The organism is Salirhabdus salicampi, assembly GCF_024259515.1.
Classification (GTDB): Bacteria; Bacillota; Bacilli; order Bacillales; family Alkalibacillaceae; genus Salirhabdus_A; species Salirhabdus_A salicampi.
On the sequence record NZ_JANBWE010000001.1, the window covers coordinates 44,488 to 65,619 of the forward strand.

A 21,132-nucleotide genomic window follows, 5' to 3' on the forward strand; every position below is an offset into this window, starting at 1 on the left:
TGGCCCCTTGTTCTATCATGTAGCAAATGTGTTCGTTCAAAGTTAAGTCGCGTTAATAAAAGGTAATAGTATCCCTCACCCCTAACCATAGACGTTAGGGGTCTTTCTATGCTTAACTTTAGATTCTACAACATTCATCAACGGATCCTTAACTTCAACTAGGCTCTAATTCCGCATAGGGATGTCATTTAAATAAAACAACCTCCCTCAATTTTTCCTCCTCAAGACCGAGAAACAATCAACACTCTGTATGAAGAAATTTACAATAACAACTTATATGATTAAATGCGAGGAAACCATTGTCTAACTTAGACAGAGCGGGGAAGAAATGGGGAATAGGCATGAAATTTAAGGATTTTCACCCGAACATTAAATTAAGAATTATATTTGGATTTTTTACCGAACTTGTTGGAAGTATGATTTTTCCGTTTATGGCAATTTATTTTACGGTACATTTCGGGGCACAATTAACCGGTATTTTATTAATTGTAAATGTGGTGATCGGCACTTTAGTAGGTTTTTATGGTGGCTATTTATCGGATCTTATAGGGAGAAAAAAGCTAATGGTTATCGCCGAAGTGGTGAGAACGATATCGCTTGTTGTGGTGGCAGTGGCAAACTCCCCTTGGTATGAATCACCTACCATAACTTTTTTCATGTTCGTCGTCGGGAGCATTTGCTGGGGGATTGAGGGGCCAGCAACTGATGCAATGTTAATTGATGTAAGTAAGCCTGAGGAACGAAAACTCATGTACAGCATTATGTATTGGTCAGGGAATCTTTCCATAGCTTTAGGAGGGGCAGTAGGTGCATTTTTGTTTAGAGATTACTTGTTTCAATTATTTATCGGAATGGTGATCACATCGACGATTGTGTTATTTGTGTTAATTTTCTTCATTCAAGAAAGCTATGTCCCGAACGTGGCTAAAAAACAACAACAGACTCCCAAAAGGTTTCAAGCTTTTCGGGACATTGTGAACAGCTATAAAGTTGTGGGGACCGATAAAGTATTTATCCTGTTTGTTATTGCAGGTTTATTTATTCAATCCCTTGAGTTTCAAATGACAAATTATATTGCGGTAAGACTTCATAACGATATGCCGGAACAAAATGTGTTTCTTTGGCCAATTAATGGGTTAGAAATGACTGGACTGTTACGAACAGAAAACACAGTACTTGTTGTTATTTTTGCCGCAGTTGTCATGAAAATGATGAAAAAATATAAAGATAAGAACGTGTTTTTAACGTCCATCGTTCTATTTACGATTGGCTATACGACAATCAGTTATTTTAATAACGTATGGATTTTGTTCGCGGCAATGGTGATTGCTACAATTGGGGAACTAATGCGGGTCCCCGTTCAACAAAGCTACTTAGCAGCCATGCCACCTGATGATAAAAGAAGTAGTTACATGGCAGTGAACGCCTTTACGTTCCAAGGTTCAATGATTCTTGCCTCCTTATCTGTAACGTTAAGTGCCTTCCTATCGAAAGAGGCAATGAGTCTGTTTTTACTAGGAACTGGTGTAATTGGGTTTTTAATCATTAATAAGATTATCCCAAGTTTGGAGCAGCGAGTGCGGAACCAAAGTGGTGAAGAAGAACAAACGAAAGAAGAAAGGGATTTTGTGTTGAAGGAACAAGTTGAGTAGGAATTTGGTAAATTCATATAGTTATATAAACGATAAAAATTATTTAGATGAGACAAATGCCCAGCTAAAAAAAGAATTTGGGCACATATCACCCAAGTAATACTCGGTTAACTTACATTTCTCAATTCAAAAATAGCAAGCACTTTGTAGTGATAGCAATACCTTCATTACAGGTGCTTTTTTTTATCTAGTTAATATCAATGAAATTTTGGCTTCATTTCCTAATCTTACTGGGACAAAATCGTCTCCAGCGTTAAATAGCAATAATAACATTATATTGAGAGTAATTTTGTTCATATCCCACAAAATTATCACCAATATTATGTGGAAATCCACGAATGATTTTTTGTTAGTTTTAAACAAAAGTATTCTGAATTGTTATAATATTATAAATATAGTTTCGTTATCGAAGTTTAATCTGTTTTGTAAGTATGATCAAATTTTAAGGAGGATCGATATAGTGTTTGATTTAGAAATCATTAATTCTACAATAGTTACCCCGACTTTGAGTTTTAGAGGATGTGTATCTATAAGTAATGGAAAAATAGCCGCAGTTACAGAATCACCGTTAGGTAATGCAAGGAAAAGTATTAACGCTGAAGGTTTATATTTGACCCCGGGTATGGTAGATCAACACGTGCATTTTATGGATCCCGCAGAAACAAGTAGGGAGGACTTTATCCACGGTTCTTCTGCTGCAGCGGTAGGTGGAGTTACAACAGTATCCGAACATACGCATAGTGCGCCTGTTCGGAGTGTGAAAGAATTTGACGAAAAAATTAATCACCTTTCTAACCGTTCCTTGGTGGATTTTGGATTAACCGCCCATGTTTTTCCGGAAGACGTTGGTGGACTCAAGCCGTTGTGGGACAGAGGTATTTTATTTTTTAAAATCTTCACCTGCACAACGCATGGTATTCCTACCCTAAATAACGATACTTTATATAACGCTCTGACTGAACTTGCTTCATTTAATGGTAGATGTTTAATTCATTGTGAAGATGACGCTATAACTGAAGGAAATGAAATTCGTTTAAAAGAGCAAAATCGTTATGACAATAAGATTATTTCGGAATGGCGCTCTGAGATAGCGGAAGAGGTAGCTGCTGCTAATGTCGCATTTATGACGCGCAAAACAGGTGCCCATGTCACTATTGCCCATGTTAGTCACCCCTTAATTATTGACTTAATTAAGCGTGAACAAATGGAAGGTGCTAATATTTTCGCAGAAATTTGCCCCCAGTATCTATTTCTAGACGAAGAACAGGTAGTAGAGAAAGGCCCATTTGGTAAATTTACACCACCCGCAAGGAAAAAAGGAGAGGGTGATAAGTTAATTGATTTAATCAATGATAAAAGTATCCAAATTCTATCCTCTGATCATGCCCCTTCTACGGTAGAGCAAAAACTAGACGGTAATATTTGGGAGTGTAATTTTGGCCTTCCAGGTGTAGAGACGACCTTACCAATGATGTTAGATCTAGTTAACCAAGATAAGATATCATTTGAACGTTTAGTACAAATTTATTCGGAAGAACCAGCTAAAGCGCTAGGTTTGTATCCAAATAAAGGATCACTGTTGGTTGGGACAGATGCTGATCTAGTACTTATTGACTTATCTGAAAAATGGACAATTAAAAGTGAAGACATCACATCGAAAGCAGGATGGACACCCTACGACGGTAAAGAGGTGATGGGAAAACCGGTTCTGACTATGGTTAGAGGAAAAATAGTTGCAGAAAATGGGGGAATTACGGCAGATCCTGGGGCAGGATCCCCGGTTACTAAGATTAACTCTAACAATTTTAATGCCAAAGCCTTTTCATAAATCTCATATTTTATATTATAACCTGACTGATAATAAGAGAAGGGGGAGTTGGAGATGAAAGTAGCTTGTATACAACCGTTTGCAAATTCGTTAGAAGAATATAAACCAGCATTAAATTCCTTATTAAATATGATTGATGAAGCAGGGGAGCAATCACCAAACTTAATCGTTGTACCAGAAACAGTTTATCCTGCTTACTATCTTGGTATGGATAATAGATTATTAGATGAATCACTAGAACTTACTACTCAGGTTGTTGATAATGTAGCTGCTAAGGCAAAGAAATACAAAAGTTACATTGCGTTTGGTCTTGTTGAAAAAAAACAAGAATCCCTTTATAACAGTGCGTTCTTATTTGACCCAGAAGGTAACATAATTAGTAAAACGAGCAAATCATTTATGTGGCATTTTGATAATAACTGGTTTGAACAAGGTGATGTTTATGATGTTGTAGATACACCTTTCGGACGCTGGGGAATGATTATATGTGCAGATGGTAGAATGCCAGAACTCCCAAGAGAGTTAGCACTAAAAAATGTAGATGTAATCATTGATTTAGCGAACTTAACATCCACAGGAAAAGACGAAAAATTATTAACAAATGCACAATGCGGTTTTATGTTAAGTACAAGAGCAATGGAAAATGGTGTGTGGGTTATCATGGCAGACAAAAGTGGTGTTGAATCAGACACGGTTACATATGCGGGGAGAAGTTGTATTATTTCTCCTGATGGTGAGGTCATTAAAGAGGCAACTTCAGAAAAAGCTGAAATCATATACGCTGATATCGACCCAAGGAAGTCTAGAGATAAAAGATACCGAGAAATTCACTTGATAAATGATCGTAACAAAGATAGTTATATAGATTTAACAAGTCCTCTCAGTAAGCTACCAATATCGAACTTCGTTGAGCAATCTATCGTACCCCACCAAATGGTTTCTCAGATGTCCACTACACAATTTAAGTATAAGGATAGAAATGAGTATTTAGAAAAAGCAAAAAGGTTCATCCAAAAGTTAGAAAACCAGCAAGCAGAATTTATTGTGTTGCCTCAGTTCTATCAAGGGATTATTTTACCACATGAAATACAAGAGTTTGTAAATAATCGAGAAACAATTGTATTCTTTGCATCTAAATCAGAAACAAAGGGTTGTAAATCGATTTCTGCTTTTGCACTAACGAAAGAGGGTATATTAACAAACTACCGCAAAACCCACTTAAATCAGAAAGAGAAATTGGACCATATCTCAGGGAATGAATATGTCATTTTAGAAACGAAAAAAGGAAATTTCGGAATTATGTTGGGGGAAGAAGGGATTTTTCCTGAAGTTGCCAGAATTCTAACTTTGCGAGGTGCTGACATCATTATTTGGATTAATGATTTAGAACCAGATATTCAAGAAAAAATTGCTCGTACCCGTTCCGCCGAAAATAAAGTTTTTGTGATTACTAGTAATCAGTTAAACAGTCATTTGCACACACACAGCTTTATAACCGATCCGAACGGAGGAGTAATTTCATCAACGTTAAGTGGAAGAGAACACGCAACGGCAGTTTTAATTCCGGCTTTTTTAAGTCGTTGTAAGGATATCGTTCCCTGTACAAATGCAATATTTGATCGACAACCAGACCAATATGTCCCATTAGTTAATTAAGCCTATTTTTAGGTTATATTAAGAAAATTATATTAGGGGGTACAAAAATTGAAGGTTTTCCTTAAGTTTACATTATTGGCCGTGTTAATTTTATCATTAGTTGCATGTGCGAACGATTCTTCAGGTTCAAACGGTTCCGGTGGTGGTGATGGTGAAACAATTGTGATGAAGTTAAGCCACGTAGGAGCCCCAGGTAGTCCAAGAGATTTAGGGGCGAAAAAATTTAAAGAAGTAGTTGAAAGTGAAACCAATGGGAATGTTAAAGTGGAAATTTATCCAGCTTCTCAACTAGGTGGTCAACGTGAGCAGGTTGAAGGAGTACAGTTTGGTGACATTGAAATGGTGGTTGTACCTACTGCATATTTAGGTGGTACGCAACCACTTATCACATTATTAGATACACCTTTTTTCTTACCTGAAGATAAAGATAAGCTTTTAGAATTATATAAGACTGATGCTTTCAAAGACATTTTGGCAACAACAGAGGATGTAGGGATTAAAACACTAGGATTGTGGCATACAGCATATAAGCATTTTTCAGCAAATAAACCATTGTTAACACCTGATGATTTTAACGGTTTGAAATTCAGAGTAATGGCATCTCCAATCCTTATTGAACAGGATAAAGCCCTTGGAGTAACCCCTATCACTATGGACTTTTCTGAAACATATAGTGCATTGCAGTCCGGTGCAATAGATGGACAAGAAAACCCTATTGTAACTAGTTTTGATATGAAATTCCACGAAGTTCAAACGGACTTTACGTTAACAAGTCATGGTGTTTTAGACCAAATGGTAATGGTAAATAAAAACTGGTATGAAGAGTTATCTGAAGATATACAAGCGGCAATTGTTAAAGGATATGAAGAGGGACTAAAAGAAGTAGTAAGTAAAACATATTCGTTAGTTGATGAATATTCGCAAAAGATGGAGGAGCAAGGCGTAACTCTTCATGAGCTAACCCCAGACCAACGACAGGCATTAGTTGATGCTGTTAAATCTGTTAAGGAATTTGCTAGAAATGAATATGCTGATCAAGGTGGAGATAAGTTATTTGATGCCCTTGAAAAAGAAATTGAAAATCTAGAGTAGAAAAAATATGGTCTCTCTATTATAAGTAGGTATTGATTTTTCTACATATAGGAGAGAGACCTATTTGTTTTTTTATTTAACAAGGAGGTGTGATCTTGTTAGGAAAAACTTTAAAGAAAATTAATATCATTTCTGGGAAGATAGAGCATTCTTTAATTGCGTTAGGTTTAATTACTATGTCCGTAATTATTTTTATTAATGTTATATCACGGCATTTTTTCGATACTTCAGTAATGTGGGCGGAGGAAACATCTAGATATATTAATGTTTGGATAACATTCATAGGTCTTAGTGCATGCTTAAGATTTAATGAACATATTAAAATAGATATTTTATTGAATAAAATATCTAAGAGTGTGAAGTTCTTCGTTAATCGGTTAGTGTTGTTAATTGGTTTAGTTTCATCAATTTACTTAGTTTACTTAGGTTGGGCGATAACTGAGAAGCTTTTAAAGTCAGGAAATGTAAGTGTTACTACGGGAATTCCTATCTGGTTATTATATTTAGCGGTGCCTGTTGGTTTTATATTAATGACTATTAGTTATATACAGAAGCTTTATCAAACTTTTAAATGAGTTAGGGGGGTAAGCTGTGATCTTAACACTAACAACTATATTTTTGATCTTATTGTTATTAGGAACTCCACTATTTCTAGCAATTGTTATTCCTTCGTTAATTACCACTATTTTTTATTATCCAAATATAAACATAACTGTTACTATTCAACGAATGATTGATGGAATTGACTCTTTTCCCCTGTTAGCCATTCCTTTTTTTATGTTTGCGGCAGACGTCATGTCTAAAGGAAAAACAGGAGAGAGATTAGTTGTTTTAGCTAACCGTTTAGTAGGTCACCTTCCAGGCGGCTTAGCAATGGCAACAGTTGTTACATGTACTTTATTTGGCGCTATATCAGGTACAGGTCCCGCAGCAATTGTAGCAGTTGGAGGGTTGCTTTATCCGGCCTTATTAGACAATAAATATAAAGATCAATTTTCTTTAGGAGTTATCATTTCTAGTAGTACGTTATCAATGTTAATACCTCCAGGAGTAGCAATGATTCTATATAGCATTGTTTCGGGTACCTCCGTTAGGGATATGTTTCTAGCAGGAACTTCAGTTGGTCTTTTTGTATCGATTTTGTTTATGATTTATGTATTTATACATGCCAGGAGGCGTAATATTCCGAAAAAGAAAAGGTCATCATTTAAGGAAGTTATCCTCGCGTTTAAGGATGCTTTCTGGGCTTTAGGTTTACCTATTGTAATTCTGGGAGGAATCTATCTCGGATATATGACACCTACAGAATCAGCGGCTATAGCTGTTGTTTATGTTATCATTATCGAGGTCTTTATTTATAAAAAGCTTCAATTCTCAGATGTATACGAAACCGCGAAAACTTCAGGAAGAATGATTGCAATGATTTTCATTCTCATAAGTGCTGGTTCATTGCTCTCATGGCTTCTGACTACTGCACAAGTCCCACAGACTTTAGCAAGTAATCTCGGTGATCTATCCCCAATTACTATTCTTTTGATGATTAATATCATTTTTATCGTTACTGGAATGTTCTTAGACCCTAACTCATCGATTATAATCTTAACACCAATCGTTTACCCGATTGCAATGGCTTCAGGTGCAGATCCTATTCATTTAGGTTTATTAATTGTCTTAAATGCTTCTATTGGTATGTTGACACCACCATTTGGTATGAATATTTTCGTTGCATCGGGAACGTTTAAAGTACCATATGAAAGAATTGTTCCTGGATTAGTTCCCTTTATTATTATAAGTGTAATTGCACTAATTTTAGTTACGCTTATTCCAGATATAGCACTTTGGCTGCCAAATCTCGTAAAGTAACAACTGTGGATACTAGTGAAAAGGAGAACCTATATTGCTAATGGATCATAAAAATTTTTTGCAAGTTAGTCAATTATTAGAATTAAAAACATTTCAGGGTAGTGAACTAATTGCAGGATTAAGTGGGCTATCTAATAAAGTGAAGTCTACAACTGTGGCTGAAGTACCTGATTCTGCAGATTGGATAGCTGGAGGAGAAGTTGTCTTTAGTACTGGGTACTTTTTTAAAGATGATATAGAACTTCAAAAAACATGGTTAAATTCATTAATAAACAATGGTGCTTCCGCCTTGGCATTAAAACCTGAGAGGTTTTTGGGGGATATTGATAAGTCCTTTAAAGAGATTGCCGATAGGCAATCGTTTCCGATAATCAAATTACCAAATACTGTTATTTGGCCTACGCTTATTCAAAATGTAACGGAAAAACTACAAGAGCACCAATATGAGATATTAAGAAAAACTGGGGATATCCACAATCATTTAACAAATCTTGTATTAAGTGGTGGAAATCTAGGAGACATAACACAAACAATTTCCAATTTAGTTGGCAATCCTGTTATTGTGGAAGATTGTTTATTAGATGTTTTAGTATATAAATATCCGGACAATAAAAGTAACGAAAAGTTTAAAGGGCTAATAGATTATAGAATATCCGATAAATATAGAAAAAAGTTCAAAAAAACAAACCCTTATAACAAAAGTATTAAGGAACGTGATAATAATTTATTTACCTTAGAAGTAAATGTTAAGGGCCAAGAGAGTTTTAATCAACAAGTTCTGCCAATTGTAGCTAATAATGTTCTCTATGGTTTTTTATCAGCAATTGAGGTACATAATGAAATATCCCGGATTGATGTAAAAGCGTTAGAGCATGGTGCAACTACTATCGCCCTAGATATGATTAAAACCAGAGTTACACTTGAGTCAACTACTCGAACTAAAACCTCATTTATGAATGAGTTAATTCAAGGTTCTTTAAAAGGTGACTTAGAAACATATGTAAATAAAAAGATTATCCCTTATAACATCTCAGAACCCTCAATTATTGTTAATATAAATATAGATAGTTTAGATGACGAACATTTTTGGATAGATAATAAAAATGAAAATTTTTTTATAGAGCGATATGAGCAAAAAATAGAGAAGGCGATAGAATTAAACCTAGATCAACTTGGACATAAAAAACGATTTGTAACTTCCCAAGGAAACATGTTTACAATCATTCTCCCCCTCAGAGAAAAGAATGATTCTTCATATTTTCGTGAAGTTAAAGATACATTTGATAACCTGTTGTCAAGATTATTACAAGAGTTTTCTAACATAAACTTTACAATTGGCATAAGCGATCCTTATTATGACTTAGACGAAATTAAAAAATCCTATTTAGAAGCTAAGCAAACAACAGATTTGGCAAAAGAGTTTCTTGGTTCTAACACAGTTTCTCTTTATAAAGATTTAGGAGTGCTAAAAATTTTAGCATTGATAGAAAATAAAAATGAATTGTATAGATACTGTAACGAAACTTTAGGAGAGTTAATTTCCAACGATAAAAGTAATAAAGATAATTTATGTAATACACTTGAGGTCTATTTGGAAAAAAACGGGAATGTTACAGAGGCTGCAAAAGAATTATATGTGCATCCCAATACGTTAAATTATAGAATTAAAAAAATAAATAAGGTTTTATCAATTGATCTTAGTCAAGCATCAATTCGGTTAAGCTTATACTTAGCTCTTTTAATTAAGAAGGTACTGGATAGAACCCATTAGGTTAGGGGTATGATAAGAATTGTAACATTTAATATTATACTCGTCTTAAGTATAATTCACTCTTTTTGGATCATTATAATTCTTAACTTAGTTGCCCATTAATAACTCATTCAGGAGGGAAACATCTTGGTTAAAGACTCACATGCACCTCGGGAAAAACGAAACGGTGAAGGCAAAAGACCTGATGAACAAAGACGGGGAAAAGCAAAATCAGGTGGACGGGGAAAATCGAGGTAGGCCATATTATATACACTTTCGTAAAACAAAAAAGCACAACAAGCGTAAGATCCGCTTCATTGTGCTTTTCCTTTGTTCTCATTCAACTATAGAAACGCTGCTCCTCCGTTAGGGCTAATCGTTTGGCCGCAGAAATAATTGCCGTCATCGGAGGCTAGGAGTAAAGCTGTTGCTGCCATTTCTTCAACCGTACCTAGTCTTTTTAATGGAACGTCTTTTTCTTTTTCAATCCATTCTTCATCCATATCTGAAAGGATCATATCTGTCTCTACTGGCCCGGGAGCTAATGTGTTCACTAAAATGTTTGGTGCTAACTCCAGAGCTAAGCTTTTTGTTAAGCTATTGATGCCGCCTTTTGCTGCTGTATAATGGGTGAAGTTGGCCCGACCTTTCAATGAGAGTTCAGATGACACGTTAATAATTTTCCCAACCATATCTTTGTTCATTAGTGGTAGTAAATATTTTGTCGTGAGAAATACACCTCGTAAGTCTACATTCATCAACTTATCCCATTCTTCAACGGGCATGTCGACTAAAGGATATTCCTTTCCGATCGTACCTGCATTATTTACAATAATATGAATTGCTCCAAACACTTCCTTAATTTGATGAGCCATGTTGATTATTTGTTGTTGTTCTCCCATATCTGCTTGAATTGGTAAAGCTTTTACACCATAAGATTCAAGTTCTTTAGCTGTTTTGTCAGCTTCTTCTTTGTTCGAGCGATAGGTAAATGCGATATGTGCCCCTTCATTTGCATAGGCAATCGCAATTCCTTTACCTATACCTCTGCTTCCGCCTGTAATCACTGCTACACGATTTTTTAATTTACCCATTTGTCCCCTCCGAACGTTTCTTCCGTTGGTAGCTCATCCGCCGTTTTGTCTAGCTCTCTAGCATGGGCATCAAGTGTCGCCTGATTAGGTGGAGATAATTTCGATACAACGACGATAATAATACCAGAAATGACTACCGCAAAGAATACGGGTTCTTGCAGTAACGTCCATAGTAATCCACCTTCACCAGGAAGTGGTACCCCTGCAAAGAGTGTTACTACATATACAAACAATCCTGCACTTATGCTGCTCCATACTGCTTTCGATGAAACACCTTTCCAAAACGGAGGAAGTAGAAGTGGCCAGAATAAAGTCGCAAAAATAATATCCCAGGCAAGATAAGCTACAGCTAAGACTTGTTCAAATGAAATGGAAATGTATAGAGCTACTACACCGCAAACGAGTATGGCAACTCTTGAATAAAATAGTAACTTCTTTTGTGACGGTTTTTTGTTAATAAAATCTAAGTAAATATTTTTCGCAAATACACCAACTGCAGCCATGTAACATGCTGCTAATGTCGACATCGCCATTCCAACCATCGCCGTTAAAAACAAACCAGCAAAGATAGGGTGCCAATAATCTAATGGATATAGAAGTAATAATGATTCTGCATTTTCTACCCCTGGATATAACATCTTGAATGCTTCCCCAATAATTCCTGGAGTCCAACCAACAATTAAAACAATGAGGCCTGCAATGATCATTGATTTTGAGGCAATGGATGGACTTTTAGCACCAGCTACTCTTTGGCCTAAATCAGCAGCGGCAAGGTTGCCTAATGCGAGAACTAAATATAAAATCCAAAAGTCTGCCCCGCTTTGGTCAAATAGTCGATTCACATCCCACCAGTTAGGATTGAAAATTTCCCCTTGATTCGTAAAGATAATAACTAACGTTACCGTTAAAATACCTAACACAGATATGATTCCATTAAGCACATCTGCGTATGCTAATGACCATAATCCTCCCATAAGTGTATAAACAATCGTAAGAATTACGAAAACGATGGCACTTGCCCAAAACGGAATGTCAAAGATGACTTGGATAATATAAGCCCCACCAACGGTTAATGCACCGGCATTAAAGAAACCGAAGGCAACAATCATGATGATTCCCGCGTATGCACCTAATTTTTTGTCTGCAAAGCGTATTCCGTAATAATCGGCAATTGTCCAACCTTTTAACCTTCTAAGTGGCTTTACCCATGTGAAAGCACAAATAATCATAGCCGTTCCTAGACCACCCATTGTGGCGAATGATTCCCATCCTCCTAAGAAATAACCGGAATCCACCGCCGCAAAGTAAAACGGTGCAGCTAATAGTGCAGCCGTTAAACTCCATGTAACCAACGGTAATGGTAAGTTCCAGTTGGCAATAATGAGGTCTTCTGCGCTGTCTACCCTTTTATAGCCTTTAAAGGCAAGTAAGTAGATGGCAATCATGAAGACAACAAAAATAAACGTAATCATACTGAATCCTCCTTTTTATAGTTTAGTTCTTAATAAATAAAGTCAGAATATACTGAAAACTAAAAGCGCACTGCGGGAAACCATTTAGCAATCATAAAGGAACCAATTGCTAGCAATAACAACACAGTAAATTGGAACCGCTTACAAATTAACCGCTTAATCAAGTTGTATAAAAGGGGAGTGTTCAACTTTTAATTCCCCGGAAGACCATTTCTCCTCGATCTCATTTAATGTTGTAAACCATACCCCGGGTTTCGATTTCATATAGTGAATGAGTTCGTTTAGCATGTTAATCCGGGAACTTCTGCCAATAAGCTGCGGGTGCATCGTTAACACAAAGCAACCACCATCTTGGTACAGTCCGTCAAATTCTGCTTTCCATAGTCGATAAACTTTATCTGGTTCCTCGATGGAGAAACCGATTGGAGGTTCAGCAGAAAACGCAAATTGTTCCCAGTCATCTAGCAACCATGTGACTGGTATTTCAAGAATTTTTTCGTTATGCCCACCATCAATCGTATAAGGAACATCATTTCCCATTAAGCTAGAATCGAAGCGGAAATCATATTTTTTCAATAAGCTTGGCGTATGTCGATTTATTTCCCATAAGGGTGCTCGATACCCTTCTGGATAATAGCCCGCATATTTCTTAATTGCTTCTCTACCTTTCACTATAATCTCTTCTTCTTCTTCAAAGGTTAAGTCATCAAGGCGTTCGTGAAAGTAGCCATGATGACCAATTGGATGATTTTTCTCTACTATTCTTTCGATAACAGTCGGATCTATATTAGCTACAGCTCCTGGGACAAAAAAGTTTGCTTTCAGGTCATTCTCGCTTAACAAGGTTAAAATGCGGTTTAATCCAACGGTTCTTCCGTACGTTCCTATAGATAATAGTGACATCCGTGACTTGTTTTTCTCATTGAATGTAAAAGCTGTTTCAGCATCTACATCAAAGGATAAAACGACAGCCATCTGTTTTCCGTTGGGCCATTTCATCATATCCACCTCTTTCCCTATAAATATATAATTGTTTCTATTGGTTACGTTTATGGAATGCTAAAATAGATAGAAATTCATAAACGATGTTTGCCCCTAATTGAGCTGTAATTTCAGCATTATCTAACGCTGGCAAAACCTCAACCAAGTCAAAACCGACATAGTTTAAATCTGGTAAATGACGCACATAGTTCAGACCTTCATAGCTCGTTACACCACCAGGTTCAGGTGTTCCTGTTCCTGGTGCATATGCGGGATCAAAGAAGTCGATATCGAAGGTAAGAAATACGGGCTTCTCTCCTACCGTGCTTTTAATTTGTTCACTTAACTGTTCAGGAGATAAGGAACGAAGCTCGTCTATCGTAATCACATGGAAACCCATATTTATTGCTTCATCTACATCACTTGGATCATATACGGTTCCCCTAAGTCCAATTTGGATTGAAGTAGAGGGGTCAACAATGTGTTCTTCTAATGCTCTTCGAAAAGGTGTACCATGAGTATACTTTTTGCCCCAATAGTTGTCCCAAGTATCACCGTGGGCGTCAAAGTGAACAAGACTTAATGCTCCATACTTTTCGGACAATCCTCTTAGTTCTCCTAAAGTGACAGAGTGGTCACCACCAAGCCCAATGGGAATAATATTATGCCTTGCCAGTGCACTATAAGCAGTTTTCATAATGTCATAGGATTCGTGGATATGACCGGGTATTAGAGGTAAATCACCGTAATCAATGACAGAACAATAATCAAAGGGGTTGAGTTTATGAAAAGCGTTAGAAGGTCTTAGAAGCATAGAAATTTCACGTATTCCGGAAGGTCCGAAGCGGGATCCTGACCGGTAGCTTGCAGCAGTGTCGAAAGGTAATCCTACAATGGCAACATCTATATCCTCATGAGGATCAGTAATATAAGGCAGTTTCATAAAAGTTCTAATGCCAGTGTATCGTGGTGCATCACTATGGTGACTTGGACCATATTTAGGTTCTTTAGCCAATTTTATCCCTCCTGTTTACCCTTAACTATAAGGTAAAACAAGGGTTACACGAATAGACAAAATGTTAAGAATTTTCAATAATTACATTACTAAGTGTCTAAACGGATAGGTGATATGGCACTTTTATGTGCAACCGCCATCAAGGAAGGTAATATTTCCCCGTTATGTATGCTATAATGAAATGAATTAAATAGATTATCCAGAGTGACAGAGAGAACTGGCTCGTTGATGTCACAGCAACCTGCTTTATGTAAGGTGCTCCTACCAGCAAAGCGTCTGCTTTGAATGATAAAACCGGTCAAAAGGACTTCTTTTTGCATTCATGGCAGAAAGAAGTTTTTTTATATTTTCAAAAGGAGTGAGAAGTATGGATTTTCATGTGAGAAATGGAGAAGTCGTACAATTAACGGAGAAAGAGGCAAAACAAGTGAAGCGGAAAGGGGTTTATATTACGGAGTTGACGAAACATATGACACAAGAGGAATTGGAGGCCTTTAAAAAAGAACGTTATGAAAAATTTCTGAAACCAATAATGAATCACAACGAATCACAGCTTAAGGCGGTTCAAAACCGTAAAGAGAAATAAATACGATGAAAAGCCCAGTGAATCTGATTCACTGGGCTATCTTCATATTATTGTCTCACTAAGCCGTGAGGATCAATGACGAATTTTTTCGATGCGCCGCCGTCAAACTGTTGATATCCATTCGGTGCTTCGTCAAGGGAGATTAGGGTAGCATTTACTGCTTTCGCAATTTGTGCGCGGCCGCTTAAAATGGACATCATCAAATCGCGATGGTATTTCATGACCGGCGTTTGCCCGGTGACAAATGTGTGAGCTTTAGCCCAACCAAGTCCGAGACGAATTTTTAATGTTCCTTCTTGAGCATCTTTATCAATTCCACCTGGGTCTCCTGTTACATATAAACCTGGAATCCCAAGACGTCCACCAGCTCTCGTAATTTGCATTGCTGTGTTTAATACCGTTGCGGGAGCTTCACCAGCACCTTCACCGTGTCCACTTGCTTCAAAACCAACCGCATCTACCGCGCAATCGACTTCAGGTACACCTAAAATTTGTTCAATTTGCTCTCCTACATCTGTATGTTCCCGAAGGTTAATCGTCTCACAGCCAAAGCTTCTCGCTTGAGCTAAACGTTCTTCAATTAAGTCACCAACAATAACAACAGATGCACCAAGTAGTTGGGCAGAGTGGGCAGCAGCAAGTCCTACTGGGCCTGCGCCAGCAACATATACTGTGGAACCAGGTTTAACACCAGCGCTTACTGCACCGTGATAACCCGTTGGGAAAATATCAGAGAGCATCGTTAAATCAAGAATTTTCTCCATAGCCAGGTCTTTATCTGGGAACTTCAATAGCTGAAAATCTGCATATGGAACCATGACATATTCAGATTGGCCACCGACCCAGCCACCCATATCTACATAACCGTATGCTGATCCTGGTCGGTCAGGGTTCACATTTTCACAAATGTGAGTATCTTGCTGTTTACAACTACGGCAACGACCACATGCAATATTAAACGGAACAGACACTAAGTCCCCTTTTTTAATAAATTCTACATCACTTCCGACTTCAATCACTTCACCTGTAATCTCATGCCCTAACACTAAGCCACTAGGAGCCGTTGTCCGCCCTCTTACCATATGCTGATCACTACCACAAATGTTTGTCGTAACAACTTTTAAAATAACCCCATGATTACACTTTCTTCCAACATTCAATGGGTTTACACCCGGTCCATCTCGAAGTACTAAATCAGGATAGCTAATATCCCGAATTTCCACCTCTCCAGGTTTCACATAAACAACTCCACGATTTCCCGCCAACTGAATTCCTCCTCAAAATAATGGTGAAAATATGAAATTTTTACCATTATACGAGCTAATATGTAAAATATTACATTTAATTTTGATCATCTACTTTTATAAGTTTAAAACTATAATGTAAAACCTGCTTTTACATAATGGGAAACGTTTATGCTACCTTCAAATTGCTAATCCGAGTATAATGGCGAAGAAGAAAGGCACGGGCTTATTAATTTCGAGCAACTACAAATAATATCAAGTAGAACATACTAGGAGTGAAAGAGATGTCCAGGAGCCGCATCCAAAAGGAATACATATCGATTTCAAATGTAAATGTTTATTGTGAATATATTTTAAATGGGAAGCCGCCTATTGTACTCATTCACGGGTATTTATCATCAACCTATACCTTCAATCGACTTATGCCTCTTTTGACAGAGCATTTTTCCGTTATTGCTATAGATTTACCTGGTTTTGGGAGAAGTGAAAAATCCCGTACATTTTATTATTCCTTTGCGAACTATGGTAAATTGGTACTTGAATGTATGGATTATTTTGGAATAGAAAAGGCTTTTTTGGCAGGTCACTCAATGGGGGGGCAACTCGTAATAAATGCTGCTAAAATTGCTCCTGAAAGAGTTCAAAAACTCATCCTTCTATGTAGTTCTGGCTATCAAAAGAGAGTGAATAAATCTCTTGTTTTTAGTTCGTACTTACCTTTCTTTCATATATATGCACGACGCTATATTGGACAAAAAACAATTAGAGAAGCCTTGGAAGATGTGTTATATGATCACTCCCTTATTACAGATGAAATGATGACGGAATTTGAACGGCCACTGTTACAGAAGGATTTTTACAAATCACTGATAAGACTATTGAGGCACCGAGAAGGGGATCTACCTTCATCTGAATTAGCGAAAATTGATACCCAGGCTTTATTAATATGGGGAGAAGAGGATAAAGTCGTACCATTGAATATAGGAAAACGGTTAGTAAGAGATCTTCCAAATGCAACATTGATTTCGTATCCTCAAACAGGACATTTAATTACAGAAGAAAGACCGAGAGAACTTTTTCAGGACATTGTTTCATTCACTGATATTGGAAAATGATCAGACCCTATTATATGTTGGTTTTAATATGGGTATAGGTTTGAAAATATCATTATATTTTGCCATACGAAAACACCCCAAAAGGTTAGATTTTCACTCTAACTTTTGGGGTACAGTACCGAAAGGAGGCGTTTTTCACTTTTATAAGTCTGATAATGGTTTTACATTTTTGTTGTTTATCTGGTCATGGACTCTTAACAAGCCCCACATACCACTTTCTAAGCTCCACATAATGTTCCCTGCCCGATACATGTAGTCTCCAGGATGTTTAAACTTACCTCCTGCCCCACCTTCAATGTACGCGTCTAGTTTTGAACCTACTGTGTTCAAACCGTGTACAGAAGAATAAGCCGAGTTCATGTTATTTGGGTTGAGGCGCCATCTATGGCCATGGAGGTGGAAAGTGTGAGTCCTTCTTCTCTCTGATGGCATGAGTAATCGAATAACTACAGGGTCTCCTTTATAGGCTTCCAACATTGGAGTTGCTGGGTCACCGTAGTGACTTAAACTAAATATTTTATGGTCATGAATATTTTCAGCCCGATTAAAGAGACGTTCTGATCGATAATTAAATCCTTTAGAACCTTGATCGTAGGTGTCGGCCTCTTCTCCATTGTCAATGATTGGATCGCGTATTTCATTATTATTATTGTCTAGCAATCGTATCCCATCGTGCATAATCAATACGTGTTCTCGGAATGTCGGTAAAAATGGATTCGTTATAACAGCATTTGTTGTTGATTTTGTAGGGTGGAGTGTAGCCGGGTCTAAATAGGCTGATCCTCTTGGTTCGACAATTAGAGTACCGAATGCCCCATGGTGCTTATGATGTCGTACATCAGCCATATCCCATAAGTTGACAGCCCCAACATAATCATCAATGTACCATTGGTACGTAATTGTTTCTCCCGGTGCAATTGTTTGATCAGGGTTAAATCCAACAGTTTCGCCACTAGAAGACTTTACATCATATTGAACGAGTTGTGGATGCAGTGATATGCGTAATGAAGGATGGTAAAAGTTGTTTAATTTAATACTAGGGTAATGATGTGTATTCTTATTCTTCGGTTTGTGTAACGTATTGGCATTGAGCCGATTCGTTAACGTTACTTCAACCAAATCGCCTACATTCGCTCTAATGACCAGTGGTTCAGGATTCACCTCTCCAGATGAAATTTTCTCCACTTTTTCATCTAAGACAAAAATAATTCCGTCAGGGTCGTAATCGCCATTTTCATTATATTGAATAGGGGCTTGAATAGCTGATATGTTATATTGTTTTAGTTTAGATCCTGAAAAGAGCGTTGAATTCAATTGTGCTTTATTAGGAGGGGAACCAGTTTGTTCAGGTGAAGTTTCCTGTTTCTTGCTTTGTTCTGATCTGTTAGGAAGGGGAATTAAATTATCTACTTTTTCCTCATATGCCCTAATTAGTCCCCAAGCTCCTAACCATATATCTTCAATTGTTTCAAAGGCATATAAATAGTCACCACTTCGAGGAACATAAGTCTCAAGTGTAAAAGACTCGGATATACCGGTGTGCTGTTGGGATACAAATGGGGAATTTAAGTCTCTCTGTTCTCTTTTCCATCGTATACCATGCATATTAAAGCTATGGGATTCTTCATGTGATCCTTGGATTAATCGAATTCTAATCGAATCACCTTCATACGTCCTTAGTATTGGCGTTTCAGGATCACCATGGACAAAGGAACTAAATGAATATGCTACTTCATCGCCTGGACCTATTCGAAAAGGTAGCGGGGCATTACGATAGTTAATCGCGCTAACACCTGGATCATCTTGTGAGTCTGGAAATGGCGGTGGTTCGATAGGATTATCGTTATTGTCATATAACATGGTGAAATCTTGTGCAAATAAAGTGAAATCTCTATAGTCAGGTAATATTGGGTTTGTAACCGTAATTTGTGTGCCACAATTGACTTCGGAACCTGTTTCTGAGCTGAGAAAAGTTGAAAATCTAGGATGAATAATAGCTCCACCAAACATGCCGTGTTGTTGGTGTGAAGAAGCAAATAAGTGATCGTGATAAAATACAGCTTTTAATTCGACATCTGCATACCACTCATAACGTATCGTTTCCCCTTGTAAAACACTGCTGTCATAATTCCAACCAACATTTGCTCCATCGGAAACGAGACCGTCAAATTTAACAAAATGAACGTGAACGCCACATTCATATGTTCGATTCGATAGTTGAAATGGAGAACCTTGTAAAACTTCGGGTAATCTATTGGTGAAATTAATACGAATGCAAGATCCAGCTTCCGCATGAAGAACAAGTGGTTCGATCGGTTTACGTCCGGCTTTAATATCGTCGATTTCTTCATCTAACACATAGATTCTTCCATATGGGTCATACCACTCTTCATTGTTATAAATAATTGGAATTTCAATTGCGGAGATATTAAATTCTTTCACGACAGGATTGCCAAGACTAGCATCTGTGAATATAGCACCAGGTCTTGCATTTTGGATGGAGGCGTTTTTTTCCAGTTCGGTCATATCTCTACCACCTACGATTGAGAGTGGAGGTCGTGGTGCTTTATATCCAACTTTACCAGGGATGAAGTTGGGGAATCCGGGTTTTTCTTTCGTCGGTTTTGGAGGGATAGGACGGTCAGGCAACGGTTTCAATGCCTTAATGGTCGTTCCATCAGGGTATGTTTGGCTTCCATCTTGTAACGTATCAAACACGCGGCTAATTCCCCACATCCCAACACCAAAATGAGGATATAAGTGACAGTGGATAATCGAATCGCCTATTGCTTTTGGTAAACTGCCCAATCCATATAAAGGCTCTATCGTATAATGAGATTGTGGGCCAACTGATTGTGCATCGATAATTTCGGAATCAATTTCGTTAGGATCCTTTAACCATTGGTGAACATGATAATGGAACACGTGGGTTTCCTTAACCCCTCCATTAATAAGTCGTATCTTGACTGGGTCTCCTTTATAACCACGTAATATTGGGGTCGATGGGTCACCAAAGGCCCAAGAATCATGGTGAACTTCCTCCCCTACACAACCAGGGCAAACAACTCCCTCTTCCATCAATTTCAAACGATTTCTCATAGGTTCTGAGCGGTAGTTTACGGCATGAAGGGATTCATCCTCCTCACCGGTATGAGGATGGATTGGGGTATTTCCTGTTAAATCTTTAATTATAGCTTCGTCATTAAAAAACCATACATATTCCCGGAAGGAAGGTTTAAGTGGATTATGAATATCCGCGTAAACCCCACTTTTTAATGGCTCACCTGTTTCGGGATCTGTCCATGTAGATCCTCGTTGCTCAACAATTAACGCCCCCCATAACCCACTTCTGTTCGAGCTTCCTTGCTCACTAGAAACATCTCCCATATCTGAAAAATAACATATTCCTTCATGATCAACTGTAAACTGATACGTTATGTGCCCTTTTGGTGGGACAGTTGTATTAGGATTTGATCCGACGAAAGCTCCATCTGTTTTCACTACATCGTATTCAACATCTTGGAAGTGCATGGAAGCATATTCGTTTAGTTGATTTTCAAAGTAAATAACTACTTCATCCCCAACATTCGCTCGAATCGTTAACGGTTGGACGAGTTCAATAGGCGTGTGTGGGTTCTGTTTTACGAGTTGTTTTATCTTATCTACATTTTCTTTTAAAGTAAATATTTTTCCATCTGGATCATGGTCACCATATTGGTTATAAACAATACGTAAAGGGATGGCAACGACATGATATTCACGAATCAAATTGTATAACCTCCTT

At 37.5% G+C, this 21,132-nt stretch carries 15 protein-coding genes and 1 riboswitch; of the genes, 9 read left to right on the forward strand and 6 right to left on the reverse strand.

Translation table 11 applies throughout. The annotated features are described in order from the left end of the window. Window positions 1-341 precede the first annotated feature (341 nt). The 7 genes from NLW78_RS00270 (at window position 342) to NLW78_RS00300 (ending at window position 9,862) form a co-directional block, all read left to right on the forward strand. Window positions 342-1,652, forward strand: coding sequence for an MDR family MFS transporter (locus NLW78_RS00270; protein ID WP_254494272.1), 1,311 nt, complete (start codon window positions 342-344; stop codon window positions 1,650-1,652). Window positions 1,653-2,112: 460 nt separating this feature from the next. Further along, window positions 2,113-3,480, forward strand: a complete 1,368-nt coding sequence (locus NLW78_RS00275; RefSeq protein WP_254494273.1) for a dihydroorotase — start codon at window positions 2,113-2,115, stop codon at window positions 3,478-3,480. Between the two features lie 54 nt (window positions 3,481-3,534). Next, window positions 3,535-5,136: a carbon-nitrogen hydrolase family protein gene (locus NLW78_RS00280; protein WP_254494274.1), complete on the forward strand. Its 1,602-nt coding sequence runs from the start codon at window positions 3,535-3,537 to the stop codon at window positions 5,134-5,136. Window positions 5,137-5,184: 48 nt separating this feature from the next. Then, window positions 5,185-6,228: a TRAP transporter substrate-binding protein gene (locus tag NLW78_RS00285; RefSeq protein WP_254494275.1), complete on the forward strand. Its 1,044-nt coding sequence runs from the start codon at window positions 5,185-5,187 to the stop codon at window positions 6,226-6,228. 95 nt (window positions 6,229-6,323) lie between these two features. Continuing rightward, window positions 6,324-6,803, forward strand: a complete 480-nt coding sequence (locus tag NLW78_RS00290; RefSeq protein WP_254494276.1) for a TRAP transporter small permease — start codon at window positions 6,324-6,326, stop codon at window positions 6,801-6,803. 16 nt (window positions 6,804-6,819) lie between these two features. Beyond that, window positions 6,820-8,091 (forward strand): TRAP transporter large permease, encoded by a 1,272-nt coding sequence (locus tag NLW78_RS00295; RefSeq protein ID WP_254494277.1) that lies wholly within the window; start codon window positions 6,820-6,822, stop codon window positions 8,089-8,091. A 40-nt stretch (window positions 8,092-8,131) separates the two neighbouring features. Further along, complete coding sequence (locus tag NLW78_RS00300) at window positions 8,132-9,862, forward strand: PucR family transcriptional regulator (protein ID WP_254494278.1); 1,731 nt, start codon at window positions 8,132-8,134, stop codon at window positions 9,860-9,862. Between the two features lie 323 nt (window positions 9,863-10,185). On the opposite strand, the gene NLW78_RS00305 is transcribed toward NLW78_RS00300, so the two are convergent. The 4 genes from NLW78_RS00305 to speB form a co-directional block, all read right to left on the reverse strand. Then, window positions 10,186-10,935, reverse strand: coding sequence for an SDR family NAD(P)-dependent oxidoreductase (locus NLW78_RS00305; RefSeq protein ID WP_254494279.1), 750 nt, complete (start codon window positions 10,933-10,935; stop codon window positions 10,186-10,188). Further along, window positions 10,923-12,407 (reverse strand): sodium:solute symporter family protein, encoded by a 1,485-nt coding sequence (locus tag NLW78_RS00310; protein ID WP_254494280.1) that lies wholly within the window; start codon window positions 12,405-12,407, stop codon window positions 10,923-10,925. Before NLW78_RS00310 ends, NLW78_RS00305 begins: the two co-directional genes overlap by 13 nt. A gap of 156 nt (window positions 12,408-12,563) precedes the next feature. Further along, the gene (locus NLW78_RS00315; RefSeq protein WP_254494281.1) at window positions 12,564-13,406 is read right to left on the reverse strand and encodes a polysaccharide deacetylase family protein; all 843 of its coding nucleotides are present in this window, start codon (window positions 13,404-13,406) and stop codon (window positions 12,564-12,566) included. A gap of 37 nt (window positions 13,407-13,443) precedes the next feature. Further along, window positions 13,444-14,403 carry an agmatinase gene (gene speB / locus NLW78_RS00320; RefSeq protein ID WP_437181938.1) on the reverse strand — a complete coding sequence of 320 codons (960 nt, stop codon included), beginning with the start codon at window positions 14,401-14,403 and terminating at the stop codon, window positions 13,444-13,446. 192 nt (window positions 14,404-14,595) lie between these two features. Further along, window positions 14,596-14,698, forward strand: a riboswitch (SAM riboswitch). Between the two features lie 72 nt (window positions 14,699-14,770). Between speB and NLW78_RS00325 the strand changes: the two genes are divergently transcribed. Further along, complete coding sequence (locus NLW78_RS00325) at window positions 14,771-14,989, forward strand: hypothetical protein (protein WP_254494282.1); 219 nt, start codon at window positions 14,771-14,773, stop codon at window positions 14,987-14,989. Window positions 14,990-15,036: 47 nt separating this feature from the next. Here NLW78_RS00325 and fdhA read toward each other — a convergent pair whose 3' ends face one another. Further along, window positions 15,037-16,254: a formaldehyde dehydrogenase, glutathione-independent gene (gene fdhA / locus NLW78_RS00330; protein WP_254494283.1), complete on the reverse strand. Its 1,218-nt coding sequence runs from the start codon at window positions 16,252-16,254 to the stop codon at window positions 15,037-15,039. Between the two features lie 263 nt (window positions 16,255-16,517). Between fdhA and NLW78_RS00335 the strand changes: the two genes are divergently transcribed. Next, window positions 16,518-17,348: an alpha/beta fold hydrolase gene (locus NLW78_RS00335; protein ID WP_254494284.1), complete on the forward strand. Its 831-nt coding sequence runs from the start codon at window positions 16,518-16,520 to the stop codon at window positions 17,346-17,348. Between the two features lie 141 nt (window positions 17,349-17,489). Here the strand turns inward: NLW78_RS00335 and NLW78_RS00340 are convergent, their stop codons facing one another. Continuing rightward, window positions 17,490-21,116 (reverse strand): multicopper oxidase domain-containing protein, encoded by a 3,627-nt coding sequence (locus NLW78_RS00340; protein WP_254494285.1) that lies wholly within the window; start codon window positions 21,114-21,116, stop codon window positions 17,490-17,492. Window positions 21,117-21,132: the final 16 nt, after the last annotated feature.